The sequence below is a fragment of the Companilactobacillus sp. genome (genome assembly GCF_022484265.1).
Taxonomy (GTDB): domain Bacteria; phylum Bacillota; class Bacilli; order Lactobacillales; family Lactobacillaceae; genus Companilactobacillus.
The window spans coordinates 1,230,017-1,245,856 of the sequence record NZ_JAKVLR010000001.1; the positions used below are offsets into that span (position 1 = coordinate 1,230,017).

Consider the following 15,840-nt stretch of genomic DNA (forward strand, 5'->3'; position numbering starts at 1 on the left):
TTTGGATTTAGCTAAGCTGCGATAGTTCAGTTTGTCTATCTTCGTGATTGACAGGGCTTTCTGCTGGCTATACTATACGTGTAAATAGTGAACTATTCAAGAACGATATTTCATTTTTAGGGAGGATCTACAATTATGACTACTGCTCCTATTTTGCATATTGACCATCTTCAAAAAAGCTTTGGAAAGTTTCAAGCATTACGGGATGTCACCTTTGATGTATATCCTGGGGAAGTCTTTGGTTTCATCGGACCTAATGGTGCCGGTAAATCAACGACAATCAGAACAATTTTAGGTATCCTGCGTGCAAGCGGTGGTCAAGCCACCCTATTTGGACAGGATGTTTTTAAAGAATCCGTGTCGATTCACAAACGTATCGCCTATGTTCCAGGAGACGTGTACTTGTGGCCTAATTTGACCGGTGGAGAGATCATCGACTTATTTTTGAAATTGGGCGGAAGCAAGCACTCTGCTAAAACTGATGAAATGATCAAACGATTCCAACTAGACCCAACTAAGAAAGCTCGGACTTATTCAAAAGGTAATCGTCAAAAGGTCGCCTTGATCGCAGCTTTTTCAACGGATGCTGATTTTTACATTTTCGATGAGCCTACTTCAGGTTTAGACCCATTAAATGAAGAATACTTTCAAAAGTCGGTGGCTGAGTTGAAGGCAGCCGGAAAAGCGGTCCTATTATCCAGTCACATTTTATCTGAAGTTGAAAAGATGTGTGACCGCATCGGGATCATTCGAAACGGCGAGATTGTTGAAACTGGAACACTTGCCGAGATGAGACATTTGACTCGAACCGTCATTGAATTTCAAACTGACGAACCGACTGCTGAGTTATCTGGCATGAAAGGCGTCCACAATGTCGTCAAATCTGACAATGGAGTTCAAACATTCTCAGTCGACAGCGACCAGATCGGTCAAGTTATGGACTACTTAGCCTCAAAGAAAATCATCACTCTGCAATCAACTCCACCAACTTTGGAAGATTTATTCATGAGATACTACAACACTAACGGTTCAGTAGGTGGTGAAAAAGATGTTCAGCAATAAATTTGCAAAAACTGGCTTTTTAACTAGATTCAGTTTTCGACGCGACTGGTTAAAATTAGTCGTTTGGACAATTGCTATGGCGGGCTTATTTACATCGGTCGCCGCAAAGTTCACTTCGCTATATGGCACTAAAGAAGCCATCAATTCCATCCTCGATACCCTCAAGTCGCCAGCAATGACTTCCTTATTTGGGAAAGTTCCTGCTGGTGCTCACACTTCAGCCGATATTTTTGCCGCTGAAATGACGGTCTTCATGGCGATCATGGCTGCGATCATGAATTATTCGATCGTTATCAAAAATACTCGTGGCGATGAAGATTCAGGAATCTTAGAAATCATCAGATCAAAGTCGGTCGGCACCCTGTCTAATTTGAGTGCCACTTTGATTGAAGTGACCATCCTAAACTTAGTCATTGGATTACTCTACTCAGTTGGATTAATGACTGCCAACTTAGATGGTACCGACATTAACGGAGACTTTTTACTAGGAATAGGGCTCGGCGTTTCCGGATTGATGTTTGCTAGTATTGCAGCCTTGATTGCTCAATTAGTCGACAATGCCAGAGCTGCTTCAATCTGGTCATATATGATTTTCGGGATCATGTACATTGCCAGAATGGTCACTGATACTACGCATCCCAAAATGACTTGGTGGGTACCCTTTGGCTGGGTCGAAAAATTTTCTACCTATAAAAATAACAACTGGCTACCAGTTTTATTGATGCTGATTTTTTCAATCGTAGTTTCAGGACTGGCTCTTTTCATCAACGGCAAACGTGACCTCGGCTCGGGAATGATTGCTACTAAACCAGGACGTGCACGAGCTTCATTCATGCTAAACGGGCCCTTGGGACTGTTCTGGAGATTGCACCGCACGTCGATCATCGTCTGGACTGTCGGTTTATTGATCTTAGGATTCACCTACGGTTCAATCTTCAACACAGTTGGCGATATCATCAAAACTAATCCGATGATGTCACAGCTGTTAGGGTCAAGTGCCATTAGATCCGCCAATGTCAAAATCATCAAAGAGTTCGTCAGCGTCTTAATGATTGTCTTTGGCGTTTTGGCATTGATTCCAGGAATCCAAATCATCAATTATTTAAAATCAGGCGAAAATAAGGGTTACTTAGAAATGATCCATGCCAAACCTGTCGGCAGAACTCGCTTAATGTCTGACACGATCATCTTGGCAGTCTTCACAACCTTTTTAGCTTTATTCGCCGGCATTTGGGGACTGCAGCTTGGTGGAGTTTACTCTATGACTCATCCGTTAGGACTAGAAATTTTTATGCGTGGATTCTACGCTTACCTATCACCAACGCTGATCATGTTAGGAATTTCAGTCTGTTTAGTCGGCTGGCTTCCAAAATTAGTTAGTTTAAATTATGGCTATTTAATCATTTCCATGTTTATCCAATATTTTGGACAATTGCTCAAATTACCAGATTGGACGCATAAATTAACGCCATTCGGCTACATCCCGAAAGTTCCCGTTCATACTTTGGATATTGGGACCTTCTGGTGGCAAATTGCTATCGCCGTAGTCTTGATTGCGGTTGGTTACATCGGTTATGCTAAACGTGACATCAATGGAGCCAACTAAAGGAGTTAAATTGTTGAAAATAATCGAAGTAACTAATCAGAATAAAGCACTAACCACCAACTTAGTGGATATTTGGGAAAAATCAGTCTTAGCTACCCACGATTTTTTATCAACAGAAGAAGTTGCTACTATTAAAAAGTACGTCCCGCAGGCGATTGCTGAAGTCGAACACTTGGCAGTTGCTGAAGAAGACGGCTCAACCTTGGGATTTATTGGCATTGACCAACATAGAATCGAAATGCTATTTCTCGATCCAGACATCAGAGGACGTGGCCTTGGCAAAAAATTGATTCAATTCATGATCGACAATTATCACGTCGATTCAGTCACAGTCAATGAGCAAAATTCTCAAGCAGTAGGTTTTTATCAGCACTTAGGTTTCAAGACCTACCAACGAACTGACCTTGACGAAGAAGGAAACCCTTATCCACTTTTGTATATGAAGATGTAAAAAGACCTTACTCAGTTAATTTCTGGGTAAGGTCTTTCTGATTGTCTTCTATTTAAACTTGTCCAATCTCAACTTGGACATCCTTGGACAATTTATCTTCTAAATATTTCTCAATGTCTTTATACGATCTCTTAAAGTTCAACTCAATTTGCTGTGGACGTTTTGTGTTAAAGATAACTGCCACACGTTCATTTTGACCAGGTATCTCAATCGGGATCAAGGTAACGTGAACGATTTGCGAATAATCTAGCACACCAGAATAAAATCCACTCAAGATGATCTTTTTAGAACCAATTCCACCAACGCCATTCATGATCGTCAAGGTCACGAACTCAGCAACCATAAGGATGTACGGCAAGCGATTCACCGGAGAAATCATCAGCCATGCACCAACGAAAACCGCAAAAATCAAGGTTGATAGTTTGTAAGTCGCTCTGATTTCAATTTGTGATTGCCAATAAATGCTAAAAATAGCACCTACTAAGAATACGATATCGATAAAAATTATTATTCCATCCATAATCTTCACCGTTCCTTTCTTCGTTGACATATGGAAGAGACACCGGTAAATATTCTTCCTAGTACCTGTATTGTAAGTTACCTACAGCTCTATTTCAATTATTCTAATTTTGTTGTGAACTAACTAGCGAAAAGCCTGATCTCTGACCATTAGCTATCAAATATGATTGATAATTGAAATATTAGCAATCATATTTTTCATTTTTTTAGTAAATAGTCAGAATGTGTTAAGTAATTCACAGAAAATTGTTAATTAGAACTAAGAATAATTAAGCTAAAAATCGATCAGATTTATTCAAAATAAAGAACTGCTCTTTACTATTTACATTATAATCTATTATTGATACTTTGTGTAATATCACTAAATAAAACTTAACGACATCATATTTGATTTGTTCAATAAATATTGCGTCTATTTTTGTAATCAAAAAATTGAAAATGAACTACCAAAATGATATCTATTTTTTATTCACTTTTTAAATAGTGATAAATAGTTATAAAATATTGCTCAATTCGTTACATAATTAACAAAGTTATTGAAATGCCTTTCATGAATATATAGAATAAATTTATATTAAAGAGGAGGAACTCTTATGAAAGAAAATTTCGATTTCTTAATGCCTAGTGTTAACTTCTTCGGCGCTGGCGTTATTAAGAAAATTGGCGACCGTGCCAAAATGTTAAATATGACTAACCCATTGATCGTTACAGATAAGTTTTTGGAAAGTGTCGACAATGGACCTGTTGCACAAGCTACTGACTCATTAAAAGCAGCTGGTGTTAAATTCACTATCTACAACGGTGTTGAACCAAATCCTAAGGTTCACAACATTCAAGAAGCTAAAAAAGTTTACTTAGATAACAACTGTGACGGTATCATCACAATCGGTGGTGGTTCAGCTCATGATACTGGTAAAGGTACTGGTATTATTTTGACAAACGGCGACGATATCACAAAACTTGATGGTATCGAAACTTTGGACAACGCTCTACCTCCATTGATTGCTGTTAACACAACTGCTGGTACTGGTTCAGAACTTACAAGACACTGTGTTATCACTAATACAGAAACACATCTCAAGTTTGTTGTTGTTTCATGGAGAAATATCCCACTTGTATCATTCAACGATCCTATGTTGATGTTGGATGTTCCAAAGGGCTTAACTGCCGCAACTGGTATGGATACATTCGTTCAATTGATCGAACCTTACGTTTCAACCAACCGTAACGAAATCACAGACGCTCAATGTCTTGAAGGTATCAAATTAGTTGAAGAAAGCTTACGTGAAGCTTACGCTAACGGCCATGATGTTGAAGCTCGTACTAAGATGGTTGAAGCAGAAATGCTTGGTGGTATGGCATTTAACAACGCTGACCTTGGTTACGTTCACGCTATGGCTCACCAACTTGGTGGTCAATATGACGCTCCTCACGGTGTATGCTGTGCTATTCTTCTTCCTATCGTTGAAGAATACAACATCATCTCAAGTCCTGAAAGATTTGCTCAATTAGCTGTTGCTATGGGCGAAGACATTTCTGGTCTATCAACTCGTGACGCTGCCGAATTAGCTATCAAAGCTATGAGACAAATGGCTGATGATGTTGGTATTCCTCGTTCAATCAAAGCTATTGGTGCAAAGCCCGAGGACTTTGAATTGATGGCTGAAAATGCTTTGAAGGATGGTAATGCCTTCTCTAACCCTCGTAAGGGTAACAAGCAAGAGCTTGTTGAATTGTTCCAAAAGGCATATGACGCTGAATAATTTATTTTGATTATAAGAAAAAGGAAAACCTTAATTGGTTTTCCTTTTTTTTTTGGCTTTAAATGCTTTGTTGGAGGTATGCGGGCCGACTCCGGGTGGAAAGAGATTGCCCTTTGGACGGCATCCTTGGTTGTTCGTTGGCGTAGCCAACATTTTTAGCAGTAGCGCACGCGCCAAAGGCGACGTACGTTCCATCGATTTTTCGTAAGCCGGCGTCGTCGCCGGCTAATGGCAAACAGACTAAGTTAGGTGAGTAAGCTAATTCTCGACGGAGAATCAGCTTACTCACTTTTTTGTTAAAGTGAATGTGAGATGAATGTCGGATGTGAAATCGGCACATGATGCCGCACGACAAACAGGCAATCTTACTAAGATCATTAGAATCTGCTCTTAGTCTGTGGGCCAATAGGTCATGTATAGAAAATTAAATATGATGGTCTTAGTAAAGATTGATTTCATCTCAACAATTACAAGAAGAGGCAAGAATATGAGAACAGTATTTGGAATCGATGTCAGTAAATCTACTTCGAACGTATGTGTATTGGTAGATTCGAACAAAGTCAGTGAATTTAAAATAGATAACGATCTTATAGGATTTGGGAGATTAGAATCAGCCCTAAATAGTTTTGTGGATCCTGAAGTAATTTTTGAAGCCACCGGTGTCTATTCGAGAAGATTGGCTTATTTTCTTCAGACCCACCACTTGTCGTATGCACAATTGAATCCATTGCAAGCTAGCAAGGAAATGGATGGACTTAGAAAAAACAAAACAGACAAAAATGATGCTTTTCATTTAGCTGAAACGCAGTTCATATTAAATCGTGAGAAGACACGTCTTCAAGATCCTATTTACTCTGAGCTAAAAGACGAAAGCCGATTCTATCAAGAACAAGTGAACGATCTTGTTCAAGAAAAGAATCGACTTCATCGTATCCTACAAATTTCTTTTCCAGATATCACTCAGTTGTTTTCAAATCCTTCAGGTCCCATGTATTGGAACATCGTAAAGACGTTTCCTATTCCATCCATGGTGGACGTATACAGTATTGAACAACTAACGGAAATGATACATGAATTTTCTGGAAATAACGTTGGAGTTAGGACTTGCACAAACCTTGCAAAGAAATTAGTAAATCTTTCAAAAACAGCGGTATCATCCGTATCAATAGATTCGTTGGTAATTGAACAAGTCAAACACCTCGCGACAAGATTGCTAGAGATAAGCCAATGGGAAAATAAAATAATCAAATCAATGGAAAAACTTGCTAAAAAGCTTCCAGAACTAGAAGTACTAAAAAGTATTCCTGGAATCTCCACAGTTACTGCCGTTTCACTAATAGCTGAATTAGGTGATATTCGAAGATTTAGGACGACCAATCAGATCAATGCTTTTGTTGGTATTGACCTAAGACATTACGAGTTTGGTAATTACACAGCCTCTGATAGGATCAGTAAACGCGGTAATCCTTATGCAAGGAAAATACTTTACCAGGCAGTAATGGCTATGGTTTCAACATCTCGATATCAATCCAATCACATCAATGATTATTACCAAAAGAAAAAGCAACCTTCTCAGCATGGGACTAAGAAGATTGCAGTAGCTGCGATGGGTCGTCTTATAAGAACGATCTATCATCTTGTAATGAAAAACGAAACCTATGATTATGAGATTGCTTCACTCGCAAGACACTAATCTAGTTTCTAAAATCATCATATCATAGCCATTTTTTTAAAGAAACATGGCTGTGTTTATTTGGTGTACGCAAATTGAGAAATAACATACTGAGTTGGGTCCAGTTCACACTCCAAATTAATTTAATATATTTGAAATGACAATAAGAGATCACTATAAATACTATTAAATAGCTGTTTACCCTTGACATAAGGTAGAAACTTCACATTTGGGCCAGGCATCTCTTTCCACCCTCCGTCTAAATATAGTTAAGTCAAAATCTCCTCGTAGGTTGAAATAAGGTATGCGACTCTTTCTTGCAAAAAATATTTTACTTGTCCAAATATTTTGGCTAGAATTTTTTTCTAAAAAGCCGTTTAGATACCCTTCTCCTGCTGTTCCGAAGACCATCGCCTCCGCTCGTCTTCTCTTTCGTATTATATAACTCGTGCGAACTACTTGTATCCGTTTGCCTTATTTAGAGTATGGAGGTTTTCGTTGATATTTTTGTCGGCTGTCTTCAATGCCTTGTCGATATCTCCTCCGCTATAGACTGTTTCCATGGCTATTTCTTCTAGTTGTCTGGTCAACTGCATGCCTTCCATCAAAATTCCTGAGTTAAAGTAATTTGGTGTGGCTGCTGCTAATTGTTGGCCTGGAACTTTGGCTGCTGGTGTCTTTTTGTAGAGATCTTTTAAGATGTCGGTTTTTTGTGAATCTTTGTTTAATGCTAAGTATCCGGTATCTTTTTGCCATTGTGCTTGTACTTCTGGTTTTAGAGCGTACTTAATAAATTCGTATGCTCCCTGTTGGACTTCCTTTGGCTTGTCGTTTGAGATCCACAAGGCTGCCCCTCCGATTGCAACTCCGTTGGCCTTTTTGCCATCTGGATGTGGGAAGTACGTGATACCTAATTCATTCTTGTTGTTGGCTGTTAGTTGACCGATACTTGCTGATGATTGGATGAAGATTCCTACCTTATCGGCTAAGAATCCGGCTGTTTGGTTCGCTCCTGCACTGGCACCGGAACCGTAATCGATGAAGTCTCCTGCCTTGATGTTTTCGCGGATCCACTCCAAGAATTTAACGGTATCAGGATTGTTCAAATTGACCTCAGTGGGGTTTCCTGTATGGCCGTCGTTGTTATTTGCTAGTGATGCTCCTGAGTTTGCTAGAGCTTGTTCCATGAACCAACCATAAACTTGGACTGTCATCCCTTTGACCTTGTGGTCTGACTTTTCATAAAGTTCTTTAGCAACTCTAGTAATATCGCTGTATGATGGTGAAACTGGTGGTGGCGTGATGCCGTATTTTTTCAGTAGTGAGGCATTGTAATAAAGCACAGGTTGCGAAGTGTTAAATGGCATCCCTTGTTGCTTGCCACCATTGGCATAGAAGGCTCTCGCAGTTGGTGAGACCTTGCTGACGTCAAAGCTTGGATCTTTGTCCAAGAAATTTTGAATTGGCGTTGTGTAGCCACTGTGGATCATTTGAGCTGTAGAAATATCAAAAGCTTGAAATACTGCTGGCGAAGTTCCTGAGCCATGAGTTTGTAAAATCTTTTGGATAGCTTCGTCATAGGTACCTTGATACTTAGGAATCACTTCATACTTAGTTTGAGATTTGTTAAAGCCATCAACTACCTTTTCCAAGGCATCTTCAGATGGACCACCTAATTCATGCCAAAATACGATCGGTGTTCGACCGCTATTGCTGGCTGATGAATTAGTTGTTGGAATATTGCTGAAGACTGCAACTAAAATTGCACCAATTACTAAGATCAGAGGTAGGATTACCTTCTTAGTATTTTTCATTATTTAACTGCCCCCTCATTCATACCAGATTTAAAGTAATGTTGTCCGATGAACAGAACAATGATCGTTGGAATTACAATGATAGCTGCACTAGCTTGGATCATTCCCCAGTCGTTAAAAGTTTCTTCTGACTGTAATTGTCTAAGTCCATTTTGAATAACACGGGAGTTGTTACTAAAAGTAGTTAACATAGGCCAGAGATATTGATTCCAAGCACCCAAGAAACTATATGCACCAAGAGTTATCATACTGATCTTGTTATAAGGCAATACGATATTCCAATAAAATTGGAAATGGTTAAGTCCTTCAATGTCTGAAGCTTCTTTTAATTCTGCTGGCGTCTGCATAAACGATTGTCTCAACATGAACGTACCAAATGCAGAAGTTAAAAAAGGAACGATCAAAACTGAATAGTTGTCTAGCATGCCTAAGAATTTAACGGTTTGAAAGTTAGGAATGATCTGTGCTTCAAAAGGAAGCATCATCGTAACTAAAAACAATCCAAAAATAAAGTTTCGTCCTTTAAATTTCAAGAAAACAAAGGCATAAGCACTCATTGAACAAAATAGGAGTTGTGCGATCATCGTCAAAGTTGAGATCACAAAACTGTTAGCTAAGTATCTTAAAATCGGCGTTTTGGTAAAAGCCGCCGCATAATTGTCAAAAGATAAACTAGTACTAAAGAAATTACCTTTAGCGATGTCCATGGTTGGTAAAAAACTGGTCCAAATACCAACGAAGAACGGCGCTAAAATTATCAATGCTAAAGCAATTAATAACACGTATGTGCCAACACGCTTTAAGACATTTTTTTCATTCATATCAGCCATTAGTAATTTACTCTCTTTTCTAAGAATTTGAATTGCAATAGTGTAAAGACAGCGATAATAACGGTTAAGATAATCGCCTCAGTACTAGCTTGAGCATAATTACCACTATAAAAGGCATCTTTATAGATTCGATAAACTAGCATGTTCGTAGCGTTGGTTGGTCCACCTTTTGTGATCAGATCAATCAAACCAAAACTCTTGAAGGCTCCGATGATAGTAATTGTTGAAACGAAGAATAGAGTTGGCGAGATCATTGGCAAAGTGATTTTGAAAAATTGATAACGTGATGATGCTCCTTCAACATTAGCCGCTTCATACAATGATTGTGGAACTGACTCGATTGCACCTAATAAAATCAGGAATGTGAATCCCAAATTCATCCAAACAGTCGTAATAATAACTGCCCACATAGCATTTTGAGGATCTGTTAACCAATTGATCGGAGTCATTTTTAAAGCATTGCTGATCAATGCAAAGAATCCAGTTGATGGATTAAAGATGAACAACCAAAAAATGGCAGCTACAGAAACTGAAACACCCATTGTCACTGAATAAAGGGTTCGAAAAACACTGATCCCTGGTAATTTCTTACTAGCGAGATTAGCTAAAAGCAAGCTGATCGATAATGTAAAAAATGTCACAGCTAACACATACGTTAAGGTCACGACCAAACTATTGATAAAATCCGGAGAACTTATCAAACTGGCATAATTGCTAAAGCCAGCGAATACGGTCGTGTTACCCAAAGTATTGGTTAAGAACATACTGATATATAAAGTTCTGAGCATGGGATAAAAAACAAAGAGTGTCAGGATCAGTAGTGATGGTCCCAAAAAGATCAAAGAAAAATATTTGTCGTTAGCATTTAGCTTAAAGGTATGTTTCTTGGCAGTGACCTTTTTAGCTGAAACGGTTTCGTCGGTTGTTGGTGACTTAAGCATTAGCTACAGCCTCCATTTCTTGGGTGATGTTGTTACCATTTACGTCAAACAATAAGAAATTATTAGATGATGTGATCTCAACATTTTCAAAAGCGTCAAACGAATCTGAACTAGGTACGATAGCTGAAATTGTGCCACCATGGCTAAGTTTAGCGTGAACGATCTTTTGATCACCGAGATATTCGACTGTTTTGATGGTTGCATTAGCATGTAATTCATCGCTTTTACGAACTTGGAGTTCATTTGGCCGAACGCCAACGTGAACATTTGATTGTGTCAAATCTTGAGATAACTCAACTTCAAAGTCATTGTTAACTTGAAGGATTCTATCTGAGACCTTTTTGGCAGGTAAGATATTGATTGGTGGAACACCGAAGAAACTGGCAACGAACTCATTGGCGGGATGAGTATAAATCTCACTTGGCGTTCCAACTTGTTGGATCTTTGAATCATTTAAAACCATGATGTGATCAGCCATTGTCATTGCTTCAACTTGATCATGAGTCACGTAAATCAAAGTTAGACCTAATTTTCTTTGTAAAGCATAAATTTCTTGACGCATCTTGATTCTTAATTGGGCATCCAGATTGGATAAAGGTTCATCCATTAAACAGATTTTTGCATCGCTAGCAACAGCCCTTGCTAAAGCCACACGTTGTCTTTGTCCACCTGAAAGCTCACGTGGCTTACGGTCGCGTAGTTCTTCCAAATTAACCATTTTTAACGCATTATCAACACGTTCATTAATGACCTTAGAGTCGTTTTTACGAGCTTTAAGACCGAAGGCCACATTGTCCCAAACGCTTAAAAATGGAAATAATGCATAACTTTGAAAGACCATGGTCAAATTGCGATCCTTTGGTTCCAGATCATTGACCACGCGGTCTTCTATTTTAATTGTTCCAGCAGAAATTGAAGTTAATCCGGCAATCATGCGCAACAAGGTACTTTTTCCGCAACCAGAAGGTCCAACAATCACAAAGAATTCCCCAGTTTGAATCTCTGCAGAAATGTTGTCGATCACCTTTTCCCCTTGATCGTATTGCTTGCTAATATTTTTCAAAATAGTAGACATACATAAACCCCTCCATATCTTTCGATACGTACAAGTATGCGAGTCGAATGTATATATCCAATTTATTTAGTGTAAATTTTGTGTAAATATACTGTATATTTTTTATTTTTTTCAGAAAACTATTCTCAAAAATCATTGGACAATTAATTAAATTTTCACTTATTTCGACAAATTCACTACCAAATTTAGTAGAATATGCTTATAGAAAAGTCGCTGCTTAAAGCGATAATAAAAATAAAGCGAGGAATTGTTCTGAATTGAATGCACTCATAAATATGTATGGTCCGTTCTTTGATCTAAATAACTGGAAAACAGTTATTGAATCTGGAAGCGACTGGATGGTGATTTTTTCACTAGTTGTCATGGAATGTCTCTTGTCCGTTGATAATGCGGTGGTTTTAGCCGCTCAAACTCAGTCGTTGCCCGATAAAGTCCAACAGGAAAAATCCTTATTCTATGGACTGATTGGAGCATATATTTTCCGATTTATCGTGATTGGACTTGGTGTTTATCTGATTAACTTTTGGTGGATCAAGGCTCTTGGCGCCTTATACCTCCTATACCTTGGGATCAGATTTTTCTTAGTGGATAAGAGAAAGGACACTAAAATTGAAGTGCCAAAGGAACGTCCCGAAGTTCACGGTTGGCGTAAATACGTTAAGATATCACAATTCTGGCAAGTGGTTATTTCAATTGAATTGATGGATATCGTCTTCTCGATTGATTCTGTTTTAGCATCCCTAGCCATTTCCGAAAATCCTGTCATCGTCTTGATTGGTGGTATGATCGGTATCTTAGCAATGCGTGGTATTGCCGAAATAATCATGAGCTTTATGAATCGAATCCCTGAATTGCAAGATATGGCCTACTTTTTGATTCTATTTATCGCCATAAAACTATTCTTGTCGATTCCGGCAATCGATATCGAAATTCCTAACACAGTCTTTGTCTTTGTTCTAATTGGTGCCGTCATTGTCACTCTGGTGGTCCACGTCGTTAAAGACAATCGTGCTAAAGCAAAACAAAATAAAAATTAATACTAATAAACGACTTCTGTTGATCAATCGATCGCAGAAGCCCTTTTTTTACCAAAAATTTTTGAAGAACGTATACTGAATTTGAATTTAACTAATACAAAAGAGGTCTTTAAATGAACGCATTGATAAATATGTACGCCCCTTTTTTTGACATCAACAATTGGACTAGTGTCGTTAGTTCTGGCGCCGATTGGATGATAATTTTATCTTTAGTTGTCATGGAATGTATCCTATCCGTTGACAATGCGGTAGTTTTAGCCGCTCAAACACAATCCCTTCCCGACAAAAAAGACCGTGAAAAATCGCTTTTCTACGGTCTGGTCGGAGCCTATGTTTTTAGAGGTATTGTTATTGGTGTCGGTGTCTACTTGATCAACTTTTGGTGGATCAAAGCCTTTGGTGCTCTTTATCTATTTTACTTAGCAATCAAATTCTTCTTCTTTGATAAGAAAAAGTCTGCTGAAACAGAAGTACCGACTGAACGTCCTGAAGTCACTGGTTGGCGTAAGCACATTAAGATTTCACAATTTTGGCAAGTAGTGATCTCGATTGAATTGATGGATATCGTCTTTTCAATTGATTCAGTTTTAGCTGCTTTAGCAATTTCTGACAATCCAGTCATTGTCTTAATTGGTGGTATCATCGGAATTTTAGCTATGAGAGGTATTGCTCAAGTGATCATGGGTCTCATGCAAAGAATCCCGGAATTGCAAGACATGGCCTACTTCTTGATTTTATTCATCTCAGTTAAGCTTTTCTTGACCGTTCCAGCAATCAACATCCATATACCCAATATCATCTTTGTGTTTGTCTTGATCGTAGCAATTATCGTTACATTGATCGTGCATCACTTCAATGTCAAAAAGAAACAGTAATTATAAAAAAGGTCATCAGAGTTTATTAAACCAAACTCTGGTGACCTTTTATTTTGACGAATCTTTCAAATATTGATAAATATCATGATCATGGAAGTAGACGAATACGCCTTTGATTCCGCGTTTTAACAACACGTTCATCGAATTCAAAATGATTTCTGCTTTGACTTCTGATAACTTTTTAACATCATCATCGTGACGTTTCTTGAAAGCTTCTTGATCTTCATATTTACTGATGTCGATCACGATCTTGCCGTCGCCAGCGTATTTGATCGAAGGTCCAATGATCACTGCCACATAATTTAAGTCAAAACCTTGGACAGTATAAATCGAACCTATTTCATTGATAGTGTCATCTTTTTGAGCCCAAGTTACTTTTGAGTAATTGTATTGATCCCATGGTAAATGGAAATCGCCCTCATTAACGTAATGCTTTTTGCCATCCAAGATCGATGGATAATCCGCCGTTGCGACAATTCTTGATTGACCGTAATTATTATTTTTTTCGCGTAATTTCTGATACATCTTTTCAGCATCTTCAAAAATTCGAAAATCATAATCTTCATCCATACCGCCGAGATAATCCGGATCCTTTTGCGTAATTTCAATTGGGTCCAGTTTCAATTTATCGGTCAAATCGTCGACCCAGTCAATGATAGTTTGTGGTGCCTGCATTCTCATCTGGACCTTCAAAGTACTGGAAGCAAATTTCACCTGATAACGTTTGATCAGATCATCGATGATGTCTTGCGACCAATAACTTTTCATCTTTAAAACTTGGCGTTGATCATATACAAAAATCACGACTTTACTCAACTTGATGACTTCTTCAAGTTGATTTTGCTGAGTAAAGTTATTGTAATGGTCGCTTTCGCTGAGTAGCAAATGTGCTTCATCGATCACGACGATATCGGCAGTCTTTTGCTGTTTGTGCATCTGATTTATAAAAGTGGTTGGACGCAAAAAGCGATTCTTTCGTAAATCGTCAAAGTGTCCTGCGTTATCCTGATAAACCTTGAGCAGTTCAGGATGGTTCACTAAAAAGTAATTGTTCGTACCCTGAAATTTTGAGACATCTTCTTTTGCTGCCTGCTCCAACGTCAAAAACAGCTTAGTCAAAATAACGCTTTTGCCAGTGCCGGCATCCCCATTTAACTGGAACACACCTTTGGTACCATCACGTAAATTAGACTGACAGAAATTTAAAATTTTTTCAAAAACAGCTTCTTGCTGTTTAGTCAAATTCTTATTTGGTAAAACGGAATCTAACATCGATAGACCTCCATAACAAAAAACGACCATCTGCTGACAGTCGTTTACTAACTATAATTCTAAATAATCTTCATTTCTGAATTCAGACGGCGTATAACCGGTGTACTTCTTAAATGTTTGCGAGAAGTAACTGATCCGCGTAAAACCAAGCTCGTCAGAAACTTCGCTGATCGAGTGGCTAGTCTGCTTCAAAATGATCATGGCTTGCTGTATTTTACGAGCATTGAGATATACTGAAAAACTCAATTTAGTTTCTCTTTTGAATAGCTTGCTAAAGTAATAATCCGACAAGAAAACCTTGCTAGATACTTGATCTAATGTCAGATGCTTATCAAGGTTCTCATCAATGTATTCAATGGCAGAAATAATTGCTTCGTTTGAAGTTGAAAGTTTCTTCAATTGTTGCAAAGCTAAGTTGTCCTCGTCATTTAGCTCATCAATAATATCGTCAACTTCAACTGGATACTTGATCATAAAGGCGTTGATGCCGTGGTTATCGATCAAGATACGACTGAGGCTTTCGATCAAACGTTTCAAAAAGTCGCAGTGTTCTCTTAACTGAGCGGTCAACAATCCTTTACTACTGACATCTGTATTTGGCCATACAACGCAGACCTTACCGACTATTTGCCCAATCGATGCCACCCTCAATGAGTCATCAGCATAGGCTAAGTTATAGTCCAGATGTTTGTCCGTAATTTCATTCATATTCTTCATTTCGACTAGTTCGTCAAAATTCTGATTGCTAGTATTTCCGAATATGTCTGACTTGAGATCACCAGCGTTATCCAGCACATAAGCCACAATATGATTGGTTGTCGCATAATCCTCTAGAAGCCGAATCAATGTTTTTTCATTGCTCGACAACAGTGCTTGAATATCAAATTCTTCCATATATGTCTTCCCAACTTATTGCTTATGAA

14 protein-coding genes are annotated in these 15,840 nt (G+C 38.3%); 7 read left to right on the top strand and 7 right to left on the bottom strand.

Annotation, left to right across the window (positions count from 1 at the left end; all coding sequences use genetic code 11):
• The first annotated feature begins 135 nt into the window (after positions 1 to 135).
• Genes LKF16_RS06060 through LKF16_RS06070 form a run of 3 tightly spaced genes read left to right on the top strand, consistent with a single transcriptional unit; the run spans position 136 to position 3,119 of the window.
• Positions 136 to 1,062, top strand: coding sequence for an ABC transporter ATP-binding protein (locus LKF16_RS06060; RefSeq protein ID WP_291469635.1), 927 nt, complete (start codon positions 136 to 138; stop codon positions 1,060 to 1,062).
• The gene (locus tag LKF16_RS06065; RefSeq protein ID WP_291469637.1) at positions 1,049 to 2,668 is read left to right on the top strand and encodes an ABC transporter permease; all 1,620 of its coding nucleotides are present in this window, start codon (positions 1,049 to 1,051) and stop codon (positions 2,666 to 2,668) included. The genes LKF16_RS06060 and LKF16_RS06065 overlap by 14 nt, the downstream gene beginning before the upstream one ends.
• Before the next feature lie 13 nt (positions 2,669 to 2,681).
• Positions 2,682 to 3,119, top strand: coding sequence for a GNAT family N-acetyltransferase (locus tag LKF16_RS06070; RefSeq protein WP_291469639.1), 438 nt, complete (start codon positions 2,682 to 2,684; stop codon positions 3,117 to 3,119).
• 52 nt (positions 3,120 to 3,171) lie between these two features.
• Here the strand turns inward: LKF16_RS06070 and LKF16_RS06075 are convergent, their stop codons facing one another.
• Positions 3,172 to 3,669, bottom strand: coding sequence for a hypothetical protein (locus LKF16_RS06075; protein ID WP_291469641.1), 498 nt, complete (start codon positions 3,667 to 3,669; stop codon positions 3,172 to 3,174).
• Between the two features lie 562 nt (positions 3,670 to 4,231).
• On the opposite strand from LKF16_RS06075, the gene LKF16_RS06080 reads away from it, so the two are divergent.
• Together LKF16_RS06080 and LKF16_RS06085 are read left to right on the top strand one after the other, a co-directional pair.
• Complete coding sequence (locus tag LKF16_RS06080; protein WP_291469643.1) at positions 4,232 to 5,401, top strand: iron-containing alcohol dehydrogenase; 1,170 nt, start codon at positions 4,232 to 4,234, stop codon at positions 5,399 to 5,401.
• A 487-nt stretch (positions 5,402 to 5,888) separates the two neighbouring features.
• The gene (locus LKF16_RS06085) at positions 5,889 to 7,094 is read left to right on the top strand and encodes an IS110 family transposase (protein ID WP_291469644.1); all 1,206 of its coding nucleotides are present in this window, start codon (positions 5,889 to 5,891) and stop codon (positions 7,092 to 7,094) included.
• A 434-nt stretch (positions 7,095 to 7,528) separates the two neighbouring features.
• On the opposite strand, the gene LKF16_RS06090 is transcribed toward LKF16_RS06085, so the two are convergent.
• The 4 genes from LKF16_RS06090 to LKF16_RS06105 are packed head-to-tail and all read right to left on the bottom strand — an operon-like array spanning position 7,529 to position 11,733.
• Positions 7,529 to 8,887 carry an ABC transporter substrate-binding protein gene (locus LKF16_RS06090; protein ID WP_291469647.1) on the bottom strand — a complete coding sequence of 453 codons (1,359 nt, stop codon included), beginning with the start codon at positions 8,885 to 8,887 and terminating at the stop codon, positions 7,529 to 7,531.
• Positions 8,887 to 9,708, bottom strand: a complete 822-nt coding sequence (locus LKF16_RS06095; protein ID WP_434735176.1) for a carbohydrate ABC transporter permease — start codon at positions 9,706 to 9,708, stop codon at positions 8,887 to 8,889. The genes LKF16_RS06090 and LKF16_RS06095 overlap by 1 nt, the downstream gene beginning before the upstream one ends.
• A gap of 8 nt (positions 9,709 to 9,716) precedes the next feature.
• The gene (locus LKF16_RS06100) at positions 9,717 to 10,658 is read right to left on the bottom strand and encodes a carbohydrate ABC transporter permease (RefSeq protein ID WP_291469651.1); all 942 of its coding nucleotides are present in this window, start codon (positions 10,656 to 10,658) and stop codon (positions 9,717 to 9,719) included.
• Positions 10,651 to 11,733, bottom strand: a complete 1,083-nt coding sequence (locus LKF16_RS06105) for an ABC transporter ATP-binding protein (protein ID WP_291469653.1) — start codon at positions 11,731 to 11,733, stop codon at positions 10,651 to 10,653. Before LKF16_RS06105 ends, LKF16_RS06100 begins: the two co-directional genes overlap by 8 nt.
• 275 nt (positions 11,734 to 12,008) lie before the next feature.
• Between LKF16_RS06105 and LKF16_RS06110 the strand changes: the two genes are divergently transcribed.
• Both LKF16_RS06110 and LKF16_RS06115 read left to right on the top strand, forming a co-directional pair.
• The gene (locus LKF16_RS06110; protein ID WP_434735177.1) at positions 12,009 to 12,770 is read left to right on the top strand and encodes a DUF475 domain-containing protein; all 762 of its coding nucleotides are present in this window, start codon (positions 12,009 to 12,011) and stop codon (positions 12,768 to 12,770) included.
• A 113-nt stretch (positions 12,771 to 12,883) separates the two neighbouring features.
• Complete coding sequence (locus tag LKF16_RS06115) at positions 12,884 to 13,645, top strand: DUF475 domain-containing protein (RefSeq protein ID WP_291469657.1); 762 nt, start codon at positions 12,884 to 12,886, stop codon at positions 13,643 to 13,645.
• 48 nt (positions 13,646 to 13,693) lie between these two features.
• Here the strand turns inward: LKF16_RS06115 and LKF16_RS06120 are convergent, their stop codons facing one another.
• Both LKF16_RS06120 and LKF16_RS06125 read right to left on the bottom strand, forming a co-directional pair.
• A complete protein-coding gene (locus LKF16_RS06120) occupies positions 13,694 to 14,917 on the bottom strand; it encodes a DUF2075 domain-containing protein (protein WP_291469659.1) in 1,224 nt (407 codons plus the stop codon).
• 51 nt (positions 14,918 to 14,968) lie between these two features.
• Entirely contained in the window at positions 14,969 to 15,811 is an 843-nt protein-coding gene (locus tag LKF16_RS06125; protein WP_291469661.1) for a helix-turn-helix domain-containing protein, read from the bottom strand.
• Between the last annotated feature and the right edge of the window lie 29 nt (positions 15,812 to 15,840).